Genomic DNA, 18,834 nt, shown 5'->3' with positions numbered 1-18,834 from the left:
GTGACCAAGCTGATTGCCATCATCAACGTGATCGCATGGGCGGGGTTTTGGGCCTTCGGCTACATCGCCCTGACATCGAGCGATCTGACCGAGGGCCAACTTGTGATCGCTGTAATTCTGGCCTTTGCCGGGCTGGTCATGGGCATCCTGGCTTACATGAAACTGGTGCGCGCTTCCGAGGCCACCGGATATGCCAAAGGGTCCAATCAACTGGACGCCGCTGCCCGCAATCGGGCGCAGGAAGAATGGGGAAAGTAAGACATGTTCTATCGTGAGGCCGGGGATTTCAAAACCTCATATATCGCCGACAGCCAGACTTTCCCGATCAAGTTTGACCGGTATCGGTATTATGTCGTGCTGGCGGTGGCGTTCGGGATCATTCCGTTCATCATCAACGACTATTGGGCCAACGCGCTGCTGCTGCCATTCCTGATCTATGCGATTGCGGCGATCGGGCTGAACATTCTGGTGGGCTATTGCGGACAGGTGTCGCTGGGCACCGGCGGGTTCATGGCTGTGGGGGCCTATGCCTGTTACAAGTTGATGACGGCTTTTCCGGATGTCAGCATGTTCATCCATGTGATCCTTGCAGGCGGCATCACCGCGATCGTGGGTGTCCTCTTCGGCTTACCTTCTCTGCGGATCAAAGGATTCTATCTGGCGGTGGCCACGCTGGCGGCGCAGTTCTTCCTTGTGTGGCTGTTTAACCGGGTGCCGTGGTTCTACAACTACTCGGCCTCGGGACAGATCAATGCGCCGGAACGCGATGTGTTCGGTATCATTATCACTGGCCCGAATGCTCCGGCATGGGCGACTTATTTGTTCTGCCTGATCTTCTTGACCGTCTGCGCAATCATCGCGCGTAACCTGACCCGCGGCACCACTGGTCGTACCTGGATGGCAATCCGCGACATGGACATCGCGGCCGAGATCATCGGGGTGAACCCGCTCAAGGCCAAGCTGACCGCCTTTGCTGTCAGTTCGTTCTTCGTGGGCGTGGCCGGCGCGCTGTTCTTTGCGGTCTATCTGGGCGCGGTCGAGGTTGGAGAAGTGTTCGGCATTCAAAAATCGTTCCTGGTGCTGTTCATGGTGATTATCGGCGGATTAGGGTCTATTTTTGGATCCTTTGCCGGTGCCGCCTTCCTCGTGTTGCTGCCAGTCGTTTTGAAACTGCTTGGCGTCGATCTGCTGGGCTGGCCCACAGATATCGTGGCGCACCTGAACCTCGTCATCGTCGGTGCTCTGATCATCATGTTCCTGATCCTCGAACCGCACGGTCTGGCGCAGCTTTGGCGTGTGGCGAAAGAGAAACTCAGACTCTGGCCGTTCCCGCACTAAGGACCGGCCCAACGAAAAGACGGGTGTGAAACCCGAAACCCAACATCGGATCAACCAAGGGAGGAGACACCCGATGAAAAAGAAACTGGCAACCCTGGCGCTGGGCGCCGTGATGGCCGCAGGTCCGGTCATGGCCGACCTCGTATTCCCGTCGCTCAGTTACCGGACCGGGCCTTATGCGGCCGGCGGTATCCCATTTGCGGACGGATATGCCGACTACTTCACACTGCTGAACGAACGCGATGGCGGTATCGGCGGTGTTGCGGCCAACGTGATCGAATGCGAGACCGGATATAACACGGAAAAAGGCGTGGAATGTTATGAATCGACCAAGGGCGAAGGTGCTTTGGTCTATCAGCCCCTGTCCACCGGCATCACCTATCAGTTGATCCCTAAAGTGACCGCAGACGGCATTCCGCTGCACACAATGGGTTATGGCCGCACCTCGGCGGCGAACGGTAAGGTGTTCAGCAACGTGTTCAACTATCCTGCCAATTACTGGAACGGGGCGTCGGGCGCGATCAACTATCTGCTGGACGAAAACGGTGGCGACTTGAGCGGCAAGAAGATCGCGCTGGTCTATCACAACTCGGCCTATGGCAAGGAACCGATCCGTACGCTGGAAACACTGGCTGAAAAACATGGCTATGACCTGACCCTGCTGCCCGTCGACCACCCCGGTCAGGAGCAGAAGTCGCAGTGGCTGCAAATCCGCCGGGAAAAGCCCGACTATGTGATCATGTGGGGCTGGGGCGTGATGAACCAGGTCGCCGTGCAAGAAGCCGCCAATATCCGCTTCCCGATGGAGAACTTCATCGGTGTCTGGTGGTCCGGGGCCGAATTTGATGTTGAGCCTGCGGGTGATAAGGCCACCGGTTACAAAGCGCTGACCTTCACCGGTCTGGGCGACGACTATCCTGTCTATGACGACCTGAAGAAATATGTCGTCGATGCGGGCAAAGCTGCAGGCGCCGGTGATCAACTGGGTACGGTGCAGTACAACCGCGGCCTCTATGCTGCGATGCTGGCCGCAGAAGCAGTGAAAACCGCGCAAGAGATGCACGGCACTGCCGAGATCGACGCATCGATGATGCGCGATGGCATGGAGGCGCTGGAGATCACCAACGCCAAGATGGAAGCGCTGGGTATGGCCGGTTTCGGACCTGAATTCGCGGTCTCATGCGAAAACCACGGCGGCCCAGGCCTTGTCGGCGTTGTTCAGTGGGATGCAGCGGCGGGTACCTGGAACTCGATTCAGGGCTTCGAACCGACTGACGCTGAGGTCATCAACGCACTGATCGACGAAGACTCGGGCGCATATGCTGCTGAGAACAATATTTCTCAGCGCTGCGAATAAGGTGCTCTGAACCAAACGGGGCGGCGGATCGCTGCCGCCCCGAACCCCACACTCGCACAAGGACACGCGCTGATGTTGGATGCGGCACAAACCACTGACGTGCAGGCGGAAACCCTGCTTGAGGTCAACAATATCGAGGTGATCTACAACCATGTGATCCTTGTTCTGAAAGGCGTCAGCCTGACTGTGCCCAAGGGCGGCATCACAGCCCTACTGGGTGGCAATGGTGCGGGCAAGACAACCACATTGAAGGCCGTGTCGAACTTGCTGCATTCGGAACGGGGCGAGGTCACCAAAGGCTCGATTAAATATCGCGGCGAGGGCGTGCATGAAAGCGACCCGGCTGCCTTGGTGGAGAAGGGCGTCATTCAAGTCATGGAAGGCCGCCACTGTTTCGAACACCTCACAGTCGAAGAAAATCTGCTGACCGGTGCCTATACCCGTAAGGACGGGTCTGCCGCGATCCAGCAGGACCTGGAACTGGTTTACAATTACTTCCCACGCTTGAAGGAACGCCGTCGTAGTCAGGCCGGTTATACTTCGGGCGGTGAGCAGCAGATGGTTGCGATGGGCAGGGCTCTGATGTCACGGCCCGAGACCATCCTTCTTGATGAACCCTCAATGGGTCTAGCCCCGCAACTTGTCGAAGAGATTTTTGGCATCGTAAGGGACCTGAACGAGAAGGAAGGCGTGTCCTTCCTGCTGGCTGAGCAGAACACAAATGTGGCTCTAAGGTTTGCTCATTACGGTTATATTCTGGAATCTGGCCGCGTGGTGATGGACGGCCCCGCCGCTGAATTGCGCGAAAACCCGGACGTAAAGGAATTTTATCTCGGCATGTCTGACGAAGGCCGAAAGAGCTTTCGAGACGTGCGCTCATACCGCCGCCGCAAGAGATGGCTGTAAGCGGGTGGAGGATATTTCAATGACCTATTTTGATAAGCTTGAAACCCGATCCGCTGACGAGCGCACCGCTGATCACGCGCGCGCCTTGCCAGAACAGATTGCCCGCGCTCAAAAAGCGCCCGGATATGCCGGCATCCTGTCCAACGTGGACGCCGGCACAGTGACAGACATGCAGGCGCTGGCACAACTGCCGGTTCTGCGAAAATCCGATCTGACAAAGGCGCAGGGCACCCGGCCTCCGTTTGGAGGGTTCACCGTCAAACCGGCGCGGAATTTCCAGCATGTCTTTCAATCTCCGGGGCCAATCTATGAACCCGGCAGCACTGATCACGACTGGTGGCGCATGGGCCGGTTCCTGAATGCTGCAGGGGTTGGTCCGGGCGATATCGTTCAGAACTGTTTTGGCTATCACCTCACCCCCGCGGGCATGATCTTTGAAAGCGGCGCGCAGGCTGTTGGCGCGTCGGTCCTGCCTGCAGGTACAGGTCAGACCGAGTTGCAGGTGACCGCTGCGCGCGATGTGGGTTGCACCGCATATGCAGGTACGCCCGACTATCTGAAAGTCATACTTGATAAAGCCGAAGCCATGGGCGTCGCGCTGAAATTTTCCAAGGCCGTTGTGGGTGGCGGGGCGCTGTTTCCAAGCCTACGACAGGATTACGCCGATCGGGGCATCGTCTGCCTGCAATGCTACGCGACCGCTGATCTGGGCAACATAGCTTATGAAAGCCCTGCGATGGAGGGTATGATCATCGACGAACACGTGATCGTTGAGATCGTCACCCCCGGCACAGGAACCCCGGTTGCACCTTGTGAAGTAGGTGAGGTGGTTGTGACCACGCTGAACCCCGATTACCCGTTGATCCGTTTTGCCACCGGTGATCTGTCGGCGATCATGCCTGGAGAGTCTCCGTGCGGGCGCACAAATATGCGTATCAAAGGCTGGATGGGTCGCGCCGATCAGACCACCAAGATCAAGGGCATGTTCGTCCGCCCCGAACAGGTGGCTGCGCTGGTCGACAAGCATGATGAAATCGTCAAGGCGCGTGTCATTGCGGCGCGACAGGGCGAGATGGATACCATGACCGTTCAGATCGAAAGCCCCTGCGAGAACGATGGTGCCTATGCAAAATCGGTGGTCGAAGTCCTGAAACTGAAAGGCGCGATTGAAGTTGTGGCGCCGGGCTCTTTGCCCAAAGATGGCTTGGTGATCGAGGATCAGCGCGTTTATGAATAGGGATCTGCGGCAAACATTGCCGCAGTTTTTGTTAGTCCGCCCACTGGTGTTTCTTAGAGTTTTAGTCGATTAAAGGCAGACCCTATGGGATTCTCAGTCAGACGCCATGGCCGAAGTCGAATATTCAGAACACGGAACGCATAATCGCGGCGCCCTAGGTACACGCTTTGTGGGCGGCATTGCCTATGTCGTGGCGGCCGCTTGTCTGTTGCCAATGGTGGCGGTTGTTCTGGCGGCGGTGACCGGTGGCACCGACACAATTTCCCATTTGTTAGAGACTGTTTTGCCTGGCTATGTGCTGACCACGGTGATCCTGGTGGTGCTGGTCGCAGCAGGGACGTTTTCGATTGGTGTCGGCGCTGCCTGGCTGGTCACGATGACCCGCTTTCCCGGAGTGCGGTGGCTGGAAATCGCTCTGGTCCTGCCGCTGGCCTTTCCGGCTTATGTGCTGGCCTATGCCTATACCTTCATTCTGGATCACCCCGGAATCGTTCAGACCACGCTGCGGGATGTGACCGGCTGGGGCCCGCGCGACTATTGGTTCCCCGAGATTCGCTCGACCGAGGGAGCGGCGGTGATGTTGATCCTGGTGTTGTATCCCTATGTCTATTTGCTGGCGCGGGCGGCGTTTCTGCAGCAAAGCGCTACGGCCTTTCTGGCGGCCCGGGCGCTGGGCAACGGCCCCTGGCATGCCTTTTGGCGCGTATCCCTGCCGATGGCACGCCCGGCGATTGCGGGGGGCGTCTTGCTGGCGGTTATGGAAACCATCGCCGATTTCGGCACAGTCGCCTATTTCGGAGTGCAGACTTTTGCCACTGGCATCTACACAAGCTGGTTTTCCATGGCTGATCGCGCTGCTGCGGCGCAACTCGCCCTTTGTCTGTTGGGTTTTGCGCTTGTCATGGCCGTGGCTGAGCGGACACAGCGCGGCAAAGCCAAATACTATCAGGCAGGCAAGCGCCACGCAGGTCTGCCAGCGGCGCAACTCAAGGGATGGCAATCACTTGCGGCATTTCTGCTATGCGCAATTCCCGTCCTGTTCGGATTCCTTCTGCCTGTGGTTATCCTGGTGCAGATGGGGTTGGAATCCGAGCAGAACCTGCTGTCGCGCCGATATATCGGGTTCATACAGAACTCGCTGACACTGGCGGGGGCTGCGGCGGTTATCACCGTCAGCGCGGCGATTTCGATAGGATTCTTCCAACGCCTGCGCCCCGGGCGCGGGTCCGCCATGGCGGCTTATGTGGCGCGGTTGGGCTATGCGGTGCCGGGTGGCGTGATCGCCGTGGGGCTGATCGTCCCCTTTGCGGGTTTCGACAACGCACTGGATGCGTGGATGCGCCAAACCTTTGGTATCTCGACCGGACTGCTGGTCACTGGATCCATCTGGTTGTTGATCGCGGCCTATATGGTGCGCTTTTTGGCCGCCGCGCTCAGCGCCTATGAAGGTGGGCAGAGTACCGTTCACGCCAATATGGATGCCGCCGCGCGGTCACTGGGTCAAACCCCGTTAGGAACGCTGCGCCGGGTACATCTGCCGATCCTTACGCCTTCATTGCTGACGGCACTGTTGATTGTCTTTGTGGATGTGATGAAAGAGCTGCCCGCGACCTTGATCATGCGGCCTTTTAACTTCGACACGCTAGCAGTGCAGGCCTATCGTCTGGCCTCGGATGAGAGGCTTGAAGGTGCAGCGGTTCCGTCGCTGGTTATTCTGGCTGTCGGGTTGCTGCCGGTGATCTTGATTTGCCGTCAGGTTGGGCGCAGATAGCGGGCGGGCGATCCAAAAATACAACACCTTGATGCCAGTGGGCTTGATTCGACGGCGATTTCCGGCAAGGCTTGTCATATGAACATGCAGCCTCCCAGCCGGTTCGGGTCCGGCTCTGCCCAGATGCCGGTCGCGTTTGACCGGCGCGAGATGTCTCAAATCCTGTCTGTTTATGGCCGAATGGTTGCTGCCGGTGAATGGCGCGACTACGGAATCTCGAACCTGCGGGATATGGCGGTGTTTTCGATCTTTCGGCGCACGGCGGAACATCCCATTTACAGGGTCGAGAAGCACCCGCGCCTGCGGCTACGTCAGGGCATGTATTCCGTGGTCGGCATGGATGGGCGTATATTGAAGCGCGGGCACGATCTGCGCGCGGTTCTGAGAGTTCTGGAACGCAAGCTCATCCGTGCGGTTGACCTGGATTAGAGCCTTTTGTGCGCTGTAACCGGCCCGTCGCCCTGGGCAGCGATCCGGGCAATCGCTTGATCCATCGGTTCGAGCGCGACAGCCATGTGATAGGCGTTGGCGTGAAGTAGAAGGTTTTCGGCGGCAACCCAGGCAACATGGCCTTTCCAGAACAGCAAGTCTCCGCGCCGTGCGGGATCGCCCTCGGGCACCGATCCACCAACTTCGCGTTCCTGATCGCCGCTGTCTCCGGGACAAGGAACGCCGCAGGCGAGCAGTGCGAGCTGTACGAGGCCCGAGCAATCCAGCCCGAATCGACTGTTACCACCCCAAAGATAAGGGGTGCCGAGAAAAAGTTCGGCCGCGGAAACGGGATCGGTCAGCAGGGAATAGGCGGGCACGGCATGCACCCCCGGAATGAACCCGATTGGCGTTTCCAGAAACCCGCCCTCCTCAGACAGAGCCCTGATTTTACTGCCAAAGCTCAGCGAGGTCAGATCGCGGCTTTTTATATCGGGCTTCTCATAGGCATGGGTCGAAGCGGCGACGATCCAGTGAGTCTGTGGCTCAATTGGTCCCAGATGGTCCGTCGCCACCCATCCGGTATAGCCGTCCTTGCTGGCTGAGATCTTGCTCCAGCCGTTTTGGTCGTCCAAAACAGTGACCGTGTCGCCGAACAACAATTGCCGGTCGCGCGGACCGTCAGGGTGGCGTAGCAGGTCTATGACCGGTTGAATGATGCGCGCCTGAGTCATAGGCCAAGGATCTCTGGCAAAGCCCCCAGGAGGGCACGCGGGCCTTGGCCCAAACCACCCTTGCTGCGACCGGGTTCCTTACTGCGTTGCCACGAATAGATGTCAAAATGCATATAGCGACTTTCGGCAGCGAACCGGCGCAGGAACAGTGCCGCGGTGATAGAGCCCGCAAATCCACCAGAAGGCGCATTGTCGAGGTTAGCGATGTCGGGTTCGATCATCGCTTCATAGGGGTCATGAAAAGGCATACGCCAGACCGGATCAGCGGCAGCCCGGCCAGCACGCGCCAGCACGTCCGCGGCTTTGTCGTCATCGGTATAAAACGGGGCCAAATCAGCGCCCAATGCAACCCGGGCCGCGCCAGTCAAAGTGGCCATCGAGATGAGCAGGTTTGGTGCCCCTTCATGCGCCAGAGCAAGGGCATCGGCCAGCACCAACCGACCCTCGGCATCAGTGTTGTTGATCTCAACCGTTAGCCCATTACGCGCCGTCAGGATGTCGCCGGGGCGGAAAGCATTGCCCGCTACTGCGTTTTCGACCGCCGGGATCAGGACCCGTAATTGCACCTTCAGATCCAGCGCCATGATCATACGGGCCAGACCCAGCACATTGGCCGCTCCGCCCATATCTTTTTTCATCAACCCCATCGAAGCACCGGGTTTCAGATTCAGGCCGCCGGTATCGAAACAGACCCCTTTCCCAACTAATGTTAGTTTTGGCCCGTGGTCACCCCAGTTCATCTCGATCAGACGCGGGGCCTGTTCGGCAGCACGCCCGACCGCGTGGATCATCGGAAAATTCTGTTCCAGCAACGCATCGCCTGTGATGACCGAGATGTCTGCGCCGTGTTCCCGTGCCAGTGCCTCAACCGCGTGTTGTAATTGCGCCGGGCCCATGTCCGAAGCGGGTGTGTTGACCAGATCCCGTGTCAATGCCTCGGCATTGGCCATGATTTCGATCCGCCGGGCATCTACGCCCTCGGGCGCGATCAGCGTGGCGTTAGCCGGGCTTTGCGCCGCATAGCGATCAAAGGCATATCCCGTCATCAGCCAGCCCAGGCATTCGGCCTCAAGCACATCTGCGGGAACGCCCGAGGCGATATGATAGGTGCCCTTGGGCAGCGATTCTGTCGCAGCGGCTAGCGGAAACCGCTTGCGTACCCGTTTTGCCGCGCTGCCATATCCCGCCAAGGCAAACTGCGGATTACCATCTGTGCCGGGCACCAGAAGTGTTTGACCCAGAGCTCCGGAAAACCCATCGGCCGCAACCCAAGCTCGGATATGATCCGGCTGATCGGTCAGCCAGCTTTCAAAATCTGATTGCTCTAACACATGTAGTGGCAGCGATGGGTCGGAGGCAGGGGCGAAGGACAGGGTCATGCGTGTCTCGGCTGGTTGGATTTTCGCCCAGACTATCTGTCTGCGGCGCACTCGCAACCCCCCTCAGACGGATAGATCTTGCTGGTCCCAGACGGCGGTCAGCGATCGCTCACCCACCCGGATTAGGCGGCTCAGAGTCGCCCCTGTCGCCACAGCATCGCCAGCGTCGACAGTACAGGCTACATCGCCTGCCACACGTGCCAGTGCTGTCATGCCGATTTGCTCGGATATGGCTACGAGAGATTTTGCGCATTTGCGCAGCCCGGCCCAATCGCGTTGCCGCCAAAACCGTTCACAATTCGACAGCCGCAACGCCAGTTCTTCAACCGTGCGGCACAGCACGTCCATCGCGTTGGTGTCGCCGAGCTGATTGTACAGGCTGCTCAGGCGGTCCGGGTCCAGACGCACGGGTTCTTTCTGTTCCAGTGTGATAATCTTGTCCACCACATTCACCCCAATTGAAGTGCCCCCACGGCACTGTCAGAGATTGGCGGCAAAATACTTTGCAAAACCTTGCACCGGTTCAAAAGAATGGGTCGAATTTTCTGAGAATTCAGGCTTCCACGCGGTTCTGTGGGCAAAACCGGGCGAGAGTCAGGTCACACCTCTTGCGTTGACGCTCACTTGCTGCCAGTACCATAGAAACCGGACAGAGAAGGACAGGATCATGCCGATTACCACTGACGAGCTGGCCGCTGCCCGTACCGCCTGGGGCGATGGGTTGATTGCGATCTCCAAAGCTTTTGAAGACGGTGGGATCGATGCGGCCCGTTCCGTTGCCGAGGGTGTTCTGGATGCGGCATACGGCTATAATCTGGGTCCGGTCCTGTTCAAACCAACTATGGCGTCCGGAGATCAAACCTTTCGCCCGACTCGCCACGGTGCACTGGCCTATTTTGTCGGTCACGATGCCGAATTTCCGCTTGATGGCGGTTTCGGAATCAAGGGTTGGCGCGAAATGGCAAGTGAGACATCGGCCAGCTTCGTCGAAGGCGATGTCGCCATGTGGATGGGCAAGGTCATTCTGACGGATAGCCAAGGTAACATCACGCAAGTCGACAAAAGCTTCGGCTACAAAAAGGACGCTGACGGAGTGCTTCGCATCGTGCTGCACCATTCGTCGCTGCCTTACCAGCCACCGGCCTGATCCTGCGGGTCATACGATCGGGCCTCTGAAATTACGTCGATTTTTTGATATGTTTCCGATGATGTTTTCAGAATCGGATCGAGCTCATGAAATTGATTAAACGCATTCTCGTCACCCTACTGGTGATCATTCTGGCGCTTGTCGGAGTATCATATCTTTTGCCTGGTCAGGCCGAGGTGTCCCGCAGCATCACAATCGACGCACCAGCCTCGGCGATCTTTCCCTATGTGAATTCGATGCAGGAGACCGAGAAATGGTCCCCCTGGCTGTCCCGAGACCCCGAAACCAAGCTGAGCTATAGTGGCCCGGAAGCGGGTGTCGGAAACACGCTGAACTGGGCCTCGGACAACCCGCAGGTGGGAACCGGTTCGCAGGAAATCACCGAGAGCACCCCGGATCAGTCCGTGCAAACCGCACTGGATTTTGGCCCGATGGGGACAGCCACCGCCTCGTTCCAGTTGCGGCCAGAAGGATCAGGCACACAGGTTACCTGGGGATTCGTATCCGACCTTGGTATGAACCCCATGTCCCGCTGGATGGGCCTAATGATGGACAATTGGGTCGGCGGAGATTACGAGCGCGGGTTGGAGAATTTGAAGACGCTGGTTGAGGGACAGGGGTGAAGGATCAGGCAGGAGGCATCTCTCTGATGACTGCTTTGAGGCCATACCAGAAACGATTGTTGAAATGTACGTGCGCCCATAGCAGTCCCTTTGCCACGCAGGAGGCTGGGATCAAGCCATCGTGCAGCGCAAATAACCTCCGCTGACGCGGTGTTCAACTCGGTTCAAGCCCATACAGAACGGGGCGTGGATCGTTTGGTCCTTCGCTTCAATGCCATTTGTAGTGCCTACCATTTTGACGACAGCTTAATCGGGGCGACCACCGACAACCCGTCTGTTATTGAATATCAAATCGTGAAGACCGTAGGTTCGAATGTGCAAGTTGGTTTCTCGAAAGCCACAGATTCGATTTTGATGCTCTGAACATTTGGAAAGGTGTGTTTATGAGGCGAACGGTATTGATGTTAGCTGTTTTGGCATTAGCGGGATGCGCTTCAACCACCACTCCTCCATCAGCACCTATTCCAAACCCCGGTCGCGCGAGCGCGCCCGTCAGTTCACAACAGGCACAAATAAGGTTCCGTCAGGTCGCCTCACGAATAGAACCTGTGGCAGAACGAGAATGCCTCCGCCGCACTAAGAATGTGAATTGTGATTTTTTGATCCGCATTGATCCAGACAAAAAAGCACCCTCAAACGCGTATCAGAGTTTAAGCAAGTCGGGGCGCCCCGTTATCACAATGACTCAAGCGCTGATACGGAATGTAAACAACACTGACGAACTTGCATTTGTTATGGCGCATGAGGCCGCTCACCACATTCAAGGGCATTTGGCGCGACAGGCCCAAAATGCGGCGGCTGGTGCGGTGCTTTTGGCCGGTCTAGCAACAATTGCGGGGTCGGGGCCGAATGACATTGCCGCAGCACAAGACATTGGAGCCTTTGTTGGCGGCCGCAGCTATTCAAAGAACTTTGAATTGGAAGCTGATCGACTAGGCACTGTAATAGCCTACAAAGCGGGTTATGATCCACTCAAGGGTGCGCTGTACTTCGCACGAGTTCCTGATCCTGGTGATCGCTTTCTAGGGACGCATCCCCCAAACTCTCAAAGATACCATGCGGTAAAAGCGACAATGTCCCAGATCGGTGGCTGACCAACTGGTGCTGGATAGGCAATGGCAACGCATGCACAGGGCGGCTTTGCCCCGCAATATTGCCATCTCTGCCCGTCCACAAAATAATAAACCCCACTGGCGGTACAGCGGGGTTTAATAGAGTCATAACCAACTGGCGAAGGTTACCCCTTCTTCAGAACTTCACGGCCCAGCAATTCTGCAATTTGAACAGCGTTCAATGCCGCGCCTTTGCGCAGGTTGTCCGAAACGCACCACAGGTTGATGCCATTCTCAACCGTCGAATCCTGACGGATGCGGCTGATGAACGTGGCGAAATCGCCCGCGCATTCGATGGGCGAGACGTAACCACCGGCTTCACGCTTGTCGATTACCATGATGCCCGGTGCTTCGCGCAGGATGTCGCGGGCTTCGTCTTCGTCGAGGAACTCTTCGAACTCGATATTCACGGCCTCGGAGTGGCCAACGAATACCGGAACGCGAACGCAGGTTGCGGTGACCTTGATCGACGGATCGACGATCTTTTTGGTCTCGACAACCATCTTCCACTCTTCCTTGGTCGAGCCGTCTTCCATGAAGACGTCGATTTGAGGGATGACGTTGAAGGCGATCTGTTTCTGGAACTTCTTCGGCTCAACCTCGGTCGTCGGGTTGTAGATGGCCTTGGTCTGATCCCAAAGCTCGTCCATGCCTTCCTTGCCGGCTCCCGACACCGATTGATAGGTCGAGACGACCACGCGCTTAATGCGTGCACGGTCATGCAGCGGCTTCAGCGCGACGACCATCTGCGCGGTCGAGCAGTTGGGATTGGCGATGATGTTTTTGTTTTTATAGTCGTGGATCGCCTCGGGGTTACATTCCGGCACGATCAGCGGAATGTCCGGGTCATAGCGATAGAGCGAGCTGTTATCGATCACCACGCAGCCAGCCGCTGCCGCCTTGGGGGCGTAAACCTTTGTGGCCTCGGAACCCACGGCAAACAGCGCCATGTCCCAACCAGTGAAATCGAATGTGTCCAGATCTTTGGTAGTGAGCGTCTTGTCGCCAAAGGTCACCTCAGTACCCAGCGAACGACGGCTTGCCAGAGCAGCAAGTTCATCGACAGGGAACTGGCGTTCCGCCAGGATGTTCAGCATTTCGCGGCCCACGTTGCCCGTGGCGCCGACGACTACGACGCGATAGCCCATTTCATGTCTCCAAAGTTAAGGACGCGCGTTCATAGCCGCGTTGCGGCAAAGAAAAAAGAGGGGTTTCGGCTTATTTCACCCCGTCACACCGATTTGACACAGTTCAGTACCGTTCAGAGTTGTTTCAGCAAGGATCGATAAACCTCGACAATCGCCCTCGCTTCGCCTTCGATTCGAAAATTCTGCTCGACATGGGCGCGCGCGGCTAGTCCCGCAGCGGCCAGCGCAGCGCGGTCCTGCAGCATATCCTCCAGCGCGTCGGCCAGTGCAGGGGCATTGTCTTTCTCGACCAGTCTTCCGGTCTCACCATCCTTGATTTGCGCACTGAACGCTCCGACCCCGTGACTGGCTATGGCGGGCACGCCCGAGGCCATCGCTTCAAGCGGTGTAAGGCCGAACCCTTCGTGTCGTGCGGGCGCAACGAACAGATCGAGCGCGCGATAGGTCTCGACGATCTCATCCCAGGGGCGCTCACCCAGAAAATGAACGCGGTTGCCCAGCCCGGCGTCCTGCAGCTTTTGCTCCTGCTCAGCCTGTAACGCCTCAAATTCGTTGGTGGTACGCCCGGTGAAGATCACATGCGCATCGGGGTGATTAGGCAGCACCTTCAGGGCGGCATCGACCAACAAGTCGACCCCTTTCTGAGGGCGGATACGGCCAAAACACCCGATCAGCAGCCCGTCTGGCAGGCCAAGTTTTTGGCGCAGGGCGCTTTTGTCCTCGGCTGGGTGAAACAGCTCGGTGTTGACGCCATGCATGATGACAGTAGCGGGATGCTCCAGAAAGGAAGCGGCCTGAGGCGTCGTCGCGATCAACGCGTCCATTTTCGAAATCAGCCGCTTGGTGAACCCGGAATGATCACGTTGCGCGGCTGAGGTGAATAGCAGTTTGTAGTTGCGTCGAAGCACCGAACGCAAGACCAGACCCATCAACATCTCGGTATTCCGGCGTGCATGCCAAACCCGTTTGCGATTAGGCAGAAACAGCAGCTTCCAGAATCTGATATGGGGCAAATCTGCCGGCAGGCCGGGACCGGTGGCGCGGATGCCGATCATTTTCTGCTGGATTGGCAGCAGTCGGATCACCGTCGTTGTCACGCCCGACAGGGAATGCTTCAGATTGGGTGCAATCACCTCAATGTCCTGCACGGGCGGTCTCCGGTTTCAGTCCACGCTGTCCCGACTGAATAGATAGATCACACAGCCAATGGCAAGGGTGACTGCGAAAAATCCGAAGATCGCCGTATAAGGTGCGGAAGGGCTGATCCCGGCGCTGGCCGCATGGATGCGCCCGGTGGCAAATTGCGCCAGACCAACGCCGCCAACGCCAAAAAGGTTCAGCAGGGTAACGCCCCGCCCGACCAGATGCGGCGGCACGAAGGCCCGGCCATGGGCCATGATCACCGGAAAACTGGCGCCCAGAAAGCCGATCACTGCCAACAGCAGCACCGAGACCCAAACGCCGCTGTCAATCCACAGGCACAGCAGGCCCAGTGCTGCGACTCCCAAGGTATTACCGCCCAGGATCACCCATTTCCGGGTGCCCAGGATACGGTCCAGCGGCCCATAGGCGAAGGTTCCCGCGATCATCGCGGCCCCCATGATCAACGTTGCCGTCCCGATCTGAGCGGTGCTGAGCCCGAACACGTCATTCAAATACGGCCCGGCCCAAAGACCTCGGATCGCACCCGATGGCGCATAAGACACAAGCATGAGAGGCAGAATGGCCCAAAGTGCAGGTTCTTTCAGCAGGTCTAGAAGTGATCCTTTTTGCTCGGTTTTTACCTTTTCAGGGTCATGCACCGTCAGCCAGATCCCCGCAGCCACCGCAGCAGAGATAATCGCCAGACCGGCCAGCGTCGCGCGCCAGCCCATCAGCTCGACCGCCAGCGCCGTGGGGTATGAGGCGACCAGATTGCCGACAGATCCCACGCCCAGCATCACGGCGGCGAGCGTGGCGAATTTGGCAGGTGGAAACTCTCGTGCAAAGATATAGTAGGATGCCATCAGAACCGGCGAGCATCCTACCCCGATCAACGCCATGGCGAGCGCCACATGGAACGGGGTCGTTGCGACCGCGAACAGGCCAGCCCCGCCAGCCCCGCCGATCAGCAGCAGCACCGCAGAACTGCGCCGAGGACCGACGCGGTCCAGTGCCCAGCCCACAGGAATCTGCATCGCCGCAAAGATTAGAAACCAAAGACCTGAAGCAAAGGCGAGGTCTTCGGGTGTTGCGCCGATATCGCGTCCCAGATCGGTGGTCAAAACTGCCAGAAAAGCTCGGAAAAACTGGCTGAGTACATAGGCCAGACACAAGATCACCAAACCTGCCTGCATTTCTTGACCTATTGTCTAGCTGCCCCGCCCCGATGCTTTGCACGCCGCGTTGATCGGCACAAGTGCCATGATTGAATCGATTGGGGCGGACATTCTTCACAATTGAGCTATCATCACTGCAGATTTAGGATTTCCCGAGTGTGTTATGACCCTCTCAGACTCTGTATTTTATGCCTCCGTCCCCATTTCGGACAATTTCCTCAGCCTCAGTGACCCCGCGCAGTTCACACCTTTGCCAGAGACATGGGTTCTGGGCGTCGCCGATATCGTAGATTCGACCGGTGAAATCGCGCGGGGCCGGTACAAGACCGTCAACATGGTGGGGGCGGCCGTGATTTCAGGCATGATCAATGCGCTGGGCGGGCGCATATTCCCGTATGTCTTCGGTGGTGATGGTGCTGGATTCGCCGTATCGGACGAGGATGCCGAGATCGCGCGAGATACGCTGGCAACATTGCAAAGCTGGGCCGAAACGGAATTCTCAATCACTCTGCGTGCAGCGCTGGTTTCGGTGGCCGACATCCGCGCCGCTGGACGTGATCTGCGTGTTGCTCGCTTTGCGCCGTCCACCGGCGTTGACTATGCGATGTTTACCGGCGGGGGACTGGCCTGGGCCGAGGCTCAGATGAAATCCGGGCAACTTGTTGTGCAACCAGCCGGACCTGACGCGCAGCCCGATCTGACCGGCCTATCTTGTCGTTGGTCCAACAGTCCAGCGAGGGTTGGTCAGATCGTTTCACTGGTTATTCAGCCTACATCAGAGTCTAATGAGGCTGAATTCGCCGCCCTGACTCAATCCATCCTGTCCGTCGCCGAAGGGTTAGAACGCGCCGGTCACCCGGTTCCGGCCAAAGGACCTCCGATGAGTTTCCCTCCGCCCGGCGTCGATATCGATGCCCATGTCTCACGCGCGGGTCGGAATCTTCTGATGCAGAAAACACGCTTGATGATCGGGAATATGTTGATCGGCTTGTTGTTCAAAACCGGGATGCGCCTGGGTCAATTCGAACCCAAGCATTACAAGGAGATGGTCAGTAGCAACGCTGATTTCCGAAAGTTTGATGACGGTCTGAAAATGACGCTGGATTGTGACTCGAGCACGTTGGAACAGCTCACTCAGATGCTGGACGACGCGCAAACAAAAGGCAAAATCAGATATGGCATGCACGCCCAGCAAGAGGCGATGATGACCTGCTTTGTTCCCTCGGCCATGCGCGACGACCATGTGCATTTTATTGACGGGGCCTCGGGGGGATACGCGCAGGCTGCAGCGTCAATGAGGGCCTAAAGCCCTCGAGCGATTTCAGTGATCACGTCATAGGCCATCATCACGTCCTGTTCTTTGGTTTCAAACTGACCTGCCTGAAAGCGGATGACCATATCGCCATCCACGCGGGTCTGTGTCAGGTAGATCCGCCCATCATCATTGATTGCATTCACCAGCCGCAGGTTCAGATCATCCAGATCGTCGGCCCCATCCGGCTCGTATCGGAAGGTCCAAAGAGACCACATTGGAGGCGTCACGATCCGAAAATCCGGTTCTGCTGCTAGACGGTCATGCAGCGCGCGCGACCAATTGACGTGATTCCGCAGCCGTTCGCGCAGCCCCTCCAGCCCATAGGTGCGGATGACGAACCACAGTTTCAGCGCGCGGAACCGACGTCCCAATGGCACCGACCATTCCGAGTAATTGATGATCCCGTCCTTGCCGTGGGTTTTCAGATATTCCGGGCTGATCGCAAGCGTGCGGACCAGATCATCGGGGTTTTTCAGGAAATGCGCACAGCAATCGAATTGCACGCCCAGCCACTTATGGGGATTGAATACAATGCTGTCGGCCTGATCGATCCCCGGCCAGTAGTGACGATATTCGGGGCAGATCATCGCCGACCCCGCCCAGGCTGCATCGACATGGGAATAAAGGCCGTATTTCTGTGCGATCGCAAGGCAGCGATCCACTGGATCAGTTGCCCCGGTTCCGGTCCCTCCAACACAAAGGATCACGCCCGCCGGGTGGAAACCAGTCTCTAAATCTGATTGAATCGCTGCTTCAAGCGCCTCGGGGTTCATTCCACGCCAATCACCTTGCACGGGGATGCGCACCAGATTGTCCTGTCCAATCCCCGCAACCCAGATTGCGCGGTCGATTGAGGTATGAACCTCGGAAGAGCAATAAATGCGCAGTGGCTTTTGACCGAACAGCCCCAGCGTGTTGCCCTGCCAGTTCATCGCCTTCTCGCGCATGGTCAGCACAGCCGCCAATGTCGCAGATGACGCCGAATCCTGAATGACCCCGGCAAAACCTTTGGGCAGGTCCAGCGCTTCGCGCAGCCAGTCCATCATTCGTGTTTCCATCTCGGTTGCGGCGGGCGAGGTCTGCCACAGCATACATTGCGGCGCGATGGCGCTGGCCAGGAACTCGGCCAGAACAGACGGGGCCGAGGCGTTCGAATTGAAGTAGGCGAAGAACCGAGGGTGTTGCCAATGGGTAATGCCGGGCATCACGATTTGTTCGAAATCATGAAAGATGTCCTCGATCGGCTCGCCCTGCTCAGGGGGATGCGCGGGCAGAGCGTTCAGGATATCGCCCGGCTCGGTCCGGGCGCGCACGGGCTTGTCGCCCACCCTCAGGTGATAGTCTTGCGTCCACTCGGCAACCTTCTTGCCCCAATCGGAGAATTCATTCCATTTCATCTTATCCGCCTCGGTAGCCTTTTTGTCAGTATCATATGCTAAACAAGTTAAGTAAAGTCCAGTAAACGAAACTCAACCACAACCAACGTTCTATTGCGAAATATTTGGAATTGCGCGAAAATTCCATATGTCAAAGAACTTACCACAGACGTCCCGATCATTGCCGATAGCGCTGTTGCGCGCTCGGGAAAGGGTGATGGGGCCTATTCGTGGTGTGCTAACGGATGCTGGCGTCACCGAGCAACAATGGCGCGTTCTGCGCGTTTTGCAGGAAGAAGGGCCTCAGGAGCCTACTCAGATCGCCGAGCGCGCCTGCCTCTTGTTGCCCAGCCTGACGCGCATTCTGAAAAAGCTAGAAGACAGCAAGCTGATCATGAGGCGGCCGGATACCAAAGACCGCCGCCGACAGATTGTCGAAATCAGCGAGAATGGGTTGCAAATTATCGACGCAAATCTGGCGGAAATGTTGGAGCTGGCGGAACACACCCGCTCTTTGCTCGGGGCAGAGCAGCACGAGAAGTTGCTGGACCTTCTGGTAGAGCTTCACCAGCTGGAAGGCTGAGAGCAATGCTCAGAACAGGCTCTAACCAAGTTGTTTGCCGTCGTTCAGACCTCGTTTTAGG

The 18,834-nt window shown here is 57.6% G+C and carries 19 protein-coding genes; 12 read left to right on the top strand and 7 right to left on the bottom strand.

All coding sequences use genetic code 11. The features are described from left to right. From ACRZ9U_RS15330 to ACRZ9U_RS15300, 7 genes are all read left to right on the top strand, one after another. A complete protein-coding gene (locus ACRZ9U_RS15330; protein ID WP_170408766.1) occupies nt 1–258 on the top strand; it encodes a hypothetical protein in 258 nt (85 codons plus the stop codon). A 3-nt stretch (nt 259–261) separates the two neighbouring features. Then, entirely contained in the window at nt 262–1,338 is a 1,077-nt protein-coding gene (locus ACRZ9U_RS15325; RefSeq protein ID WP_170408765.1) for a branched-chain amino acid ABC transporter permease, read from the top strand. Between the two features lie 73 nt (nt 1,339–1,411). Continuing rightward, a complete protein-coding gene (locus ACRZ9U_RS15320) occupies nt 1,412–2,695 on the top strand; it encodes an ABC transporter substrate-binding protein (RefSeq protein WP_170408764.1) in 1,284 nt (427 codons plus the stop codon). Between the two features lie 72 nt (nt 2,696–2,767). Beyond that, entirely contained in the window at nt 2,768–3,601 is an 834-nt protein-coding gene (locus ACRZ9U_RS15315; protein ID WP_170399269.1) for an ABC transporter ATP-binding protein, read from the top strand. A gap of 19 nt (nt 3,602–3,620) precedes the next feature. Continuing rightward, nucleotides 3,621–4,838: an acyl-CoA synthetase family protein gene (locus ACRZ9U_RS15310; protein WP_170408763.1), complete on the top strand. Its 1,218-nt coding sequence runs from the start codon at nt 3,621–3,623 to the stop codon at nt 4,836–4,838. A gap of 106 nt (nt 4,839–4,944) precedes the next feature. Further along, entirely contained in the window at nt 4,945–6,609 is a 1,665-nt protein-coding gene (locus ACRZ9U_RS15305) for an ABC transporter permease (RefSeq protein ID WP_170408762.1), read from the top strand. 78 nt (nt 6,610–6,687) lie between these two features. Next, nucleotides 6,688–7,038, top strand: a complete 351-nt coding sequence (locus ACRZ9U_RS15300; protein ID WP_170399260.1) for a DUF2794 domain-containing protein — start codon at nt 6,688–6,690, stop codon at nt 7,036–7,038. Here ACRZ9U_RS15300 and ACRZ9U_RS15295 read toward each other — a convergent pair. The 3 genes from ACRZ9U_RS15295 to ACRZ9U_RS15285 form a co-directional block, all read right to left on the bottom strand. After that, the gene (locus ACRZ9U_RS15295; RefSeq protein WP_170408761.1) at nt 7,035–7,772 is read right to left on the bottom strand and encodes an NlpC/P60 family protein; all 738 of its coding nucleotides are present in this window, start codon (nt 7,770–7,772) and stop codon (nt 7,035–7,037) included. The two genes, ACRZ9U_RS15300 and ACRZ9U_RS15295, sit on opposite strands and share 4 nt — an antisense overlap. After that, nucleotides 7,769–9,151, bottom strand: coding sequence for a leucyl aminopeptidase family protein (locus ACRZ9U_RS15290; RefSeq protein ID WP_480902331.1), 1,383 nt, complete (start codon nt 9,149–9,151; stop codon nt 7,769–7,771). The genes ACRZ9U_RS15295 and ACRZ9U_RS15290 overlap by 4 nt, the downstream gene beginning before the upstream one ends. Nucleotides 9,152–9,214: 63 nt before the next feature. Further along, nucleotides 9,215–9,604, bottom strand: coding sequence for a hypothetical protein (locus tag ACRZ9U_RS15285; protein ID WP_170399254.1), 390 nt, complete (start codon nt 9,602–9,604; stop codon nt 9,215–9,217). Nucleotides 9,605–9,818: 214 nt separating this feature from the next. Between ACRZ9U_RS15285 and ACRZ9U_RS15280 the strand changes: the two genes are divergently transcribed. The 3 genes from ACRZ9U_RS15280 to ACRZ9U_RS15270 all read left to right on the top strand — a co-directional run bounded on the left by ACRZ9U_RS15280 (nt 9,819) and on the right by ACRZ9U_RS15270 (nt 12,015). Next, nucleotides 9,819–10,298, top strand: a complete 480-nt coding sequence (locus ACRZ9U_RS15280) for a phosphoribosyl-AMP cyclohydrolase (protein WP_170399250.1) — start codon at nt 9,819–9,821, stop codon at nt 10,296–10,298. An 86-nt stretch (nt 10,299–10,384) separates the two neighbouring features. Next, nucleotides 10,385–10,921 (top strand): SRPBCC family protein, encoded by a 537-nt coding sequence (locus ACRZ9U_RS15275; RefSeq protein WP_170408759.1) that lies wholly within the window; start codon nt 10,385–10,387, stop codon nt 10,919–10,921. Nucleotides 10,922–11,520: 599 nt separating this feature from the next. Beyond that, a complete protein-coding gene (locus tag ACRZ9U_RS15270) occupies nt 11,521–12,015 on the top strand; it encodes a M48 family metalloprotease (RefSeq protein WP_480887646.1) in 495 nt (164 codons plus the stop codon). A gap of 143 nt (nt 12,016–12,158) precedes the next feature. Here the strand turns inward: ACRZ9U_RS15270 and ACRZ9U_RS15265 are convergent, their stop codons facing one another. From ACRZ9U_RS15265 to ACRZ9U_RS15255, 3 genes are all read right to left on the bottom strand, one after another. Then, entirely contained in the window at nt 12,159–13,181 is a 1,023-nt protein-coding gene (locus tag ACRZ9U_RS15265) for an aspartate-semialdehyde dehydrogenase (protein ID WP_170408757.1), read from the bottom strand. 113 nt (nt 13,182–13,294) lie between these two features. After that, on the bottom strand, nt 13,295–14,329 hold the full coding sequence (locus ACRZ9U_RS15260; RefSeq protein ID WP_170408756.1) for a glycosyltransferase family 4 protein: 1,035 nt from the start codon (nt 14,327–14,329) through the stop codon (nt 13,295–13,297). Between the two features lie 15 nt (nt 14,330–14,344). Then, nucleotides 14,345–15,517 (bottom strand): MFS transporter, encoded by a 1,173-nt coding sequence (locus ACRZ9U_RS15255; protein ID WP_170408755.1) that lies wholly within the window; start codon nt 15,515–15,517, stop codon nt 14,345–14,347. A 145-nt stretch (nt 15,518–15,662) separates the two neighbouring features. Here ACRZ9U_RS15255 and ACRZ9U_RS15250 point away from each other — a divergent pair, with 145 nt between their 5' ends. Then, nucleotides 15,663–16,805: a DUF3095 domain-containing protein gene (locus tag ACRZ9U_RS15250; RefSeq protein WP_170408754.1), complete on the top strand. Its 1,143-nt coding sequence runs from the start codon at nt 15,663–15,665 to the stop codon at nt 16,803–16,805. On the opposite strand, the gene ACRZ9U_RS15245 is transcribed toward ACRZ9U_RS15250, so the two are convergent. Then, nucleotides 16,802–18,211, bottom strand: a complete 1,410-nt coding sequence (locus ACRZ9U_RS15245; RefSeq protein ID WP_170408753.1) for a pyridoxal-dependent decarboxylase — start codon at nt 18,209–18,211, stop codon at nt 16,802–16,804. The two genes, ACRZ9U_RS15250 and ACRZ9U_RS15245, sit on opposite strands and share 4 nt — an antisense overlap. A 127-nt stretch (nt 18,212–18,338) precedes the next feature. On the opposite strand from ACRZ9U_RS15245, the gene hpaR reads away from it, so the two are divergent. After that, on the top strand, nt 18,339–18,773 hold the full coding sequence (hpaR, locus tag ACRZ9U_RS15240; protein ID WP_170408752.1) for a homoprotocatechuate degradation operon regulator HpaR: 435 nt from the start codon (nt 18,339–18,341) through the stop codon (nt 18,771–18,773). Nucleotides 18,774–18,834 lie beyond the last annotated feature (61 nt).

The sequence above is a fragment of the Ruegeria sp. D7 genome (genome assembly GCF_056534355.1).
This window is presented reverse-complemented; position numbering and strand designations above follow the sequence as displayed.

Excerpts from the sequence above, each read along its gene's own strand:
- ACRZ9U_RS15325 (WP_170408765.1), top strand. The coding sequence starts at position 262 with ATGTTCTATCGTGAGGCCGGGGATTTCAAAACCTCATATATCGCCGAC.
- ACRZ9U_RS15320 (WP_170408764.1), top strand. The coding sequence starts at position 1,412 with ATGAAAAAGAAACTGGCAACCCTGGCGCTGGGCGCCGTGATGGCCGCA.
- ACRZ9U_RS15315 (WP_170399269.1), top strand. The coding sequence starts at position 2,768 with ATGTTGGATGCGGCACAAACCACTGACGTGCAGGCGGAAACCCTGCTT.
- ACRZ9U_RS15310 (WP_170408763.1), top strand. The coding sequence starts at position 3,621 with ATGACCTATTTTGATAAGCTTGAAACCCGATCCGCTGACGAGCGCACC.
- ACRZ9U_RS15305 (WP_170408762.1), top strand. The coding sequence starts at position 4,945 with ATGGCCGAAGTCGAATATTCAGAACACGGAACGCATAATCGCGGCGCC.
- ACRZ9U_RS15300 (WP_170399260.1), top strand. The coding sequence starts at position 6,688 with ATGAACATGCAGCCTCCCAGCCGGTTCGGGTCCGGCTCTGCCCAGATG.
- ACRZ9U_RS15295 (WP_170408761.1), bottom strand. The coding sequence starts at position 7,772 with ATGACTCAGGCGCGCATCATTCAACCGGTCATAGACCTGCTACGCCAC.
- ACRZ9U_RS15290 (WP_480902331.1), bottom strand. The coding sequence starts at position 9,151 with ATGACCCTGTCCTTCGCCCCTGCCTCCGACCCATCGCTGCCACTACAT.
- ACRZ9U_RS15280 (WP_170399250.1), top strand. The coding sequence starts at position 9,819 with ATGCCGATTACCACTGACGAGCTGGCCGCTGCCCGTACCGCCTGGGGC.
- ACRZ9U_RS15275 (WP_170408759.1), top strand. The coding sequence starts at position 10,385 with ATGAAATTGATTAAACGCATTCTCGTCACCCTACTGGTGATCATTCTG.
- ACRZ9U_RS15265 (WP_170408757.1), bottom strand. The coding sequence starts at position 13,181 with ATGGGCTATCGCGTCGTAGTCGTCGGCGCCACGGGCAACGTGGGCCGC.
- ACRZ9U_RS15255 (WP_170408755.1), bottom strand. The coding sequence starts at position 15,517 with ATGCAGGCAGGTTTGGTGATCTTGTGTCTGGCCTATGTACTCAGCCAG.
- ACRZ9U_RS15250 (WP_170408754.1), top strand. The coding sequence starts at position 15,663 with ATGACCCTCTCAGACTCTGTATTTTATGCCTCCGTCCCCATTTCGGAC.
- ACRZ9U_RS15245 (WP_170408753.1), bottom strand. The coding sequence starts at position 18,211 with ATGAAATGGAATGAATTCTCCGATTGGGGCAAGAAGGTTGCCGAGTGG.
- hpaR (WP_170408752.1), top strand. The coding sequence starts at position 18,339 with ATGTCAAAGAACTTACCACAGACGTCCCGATCATTGCCGATAGCGCTG.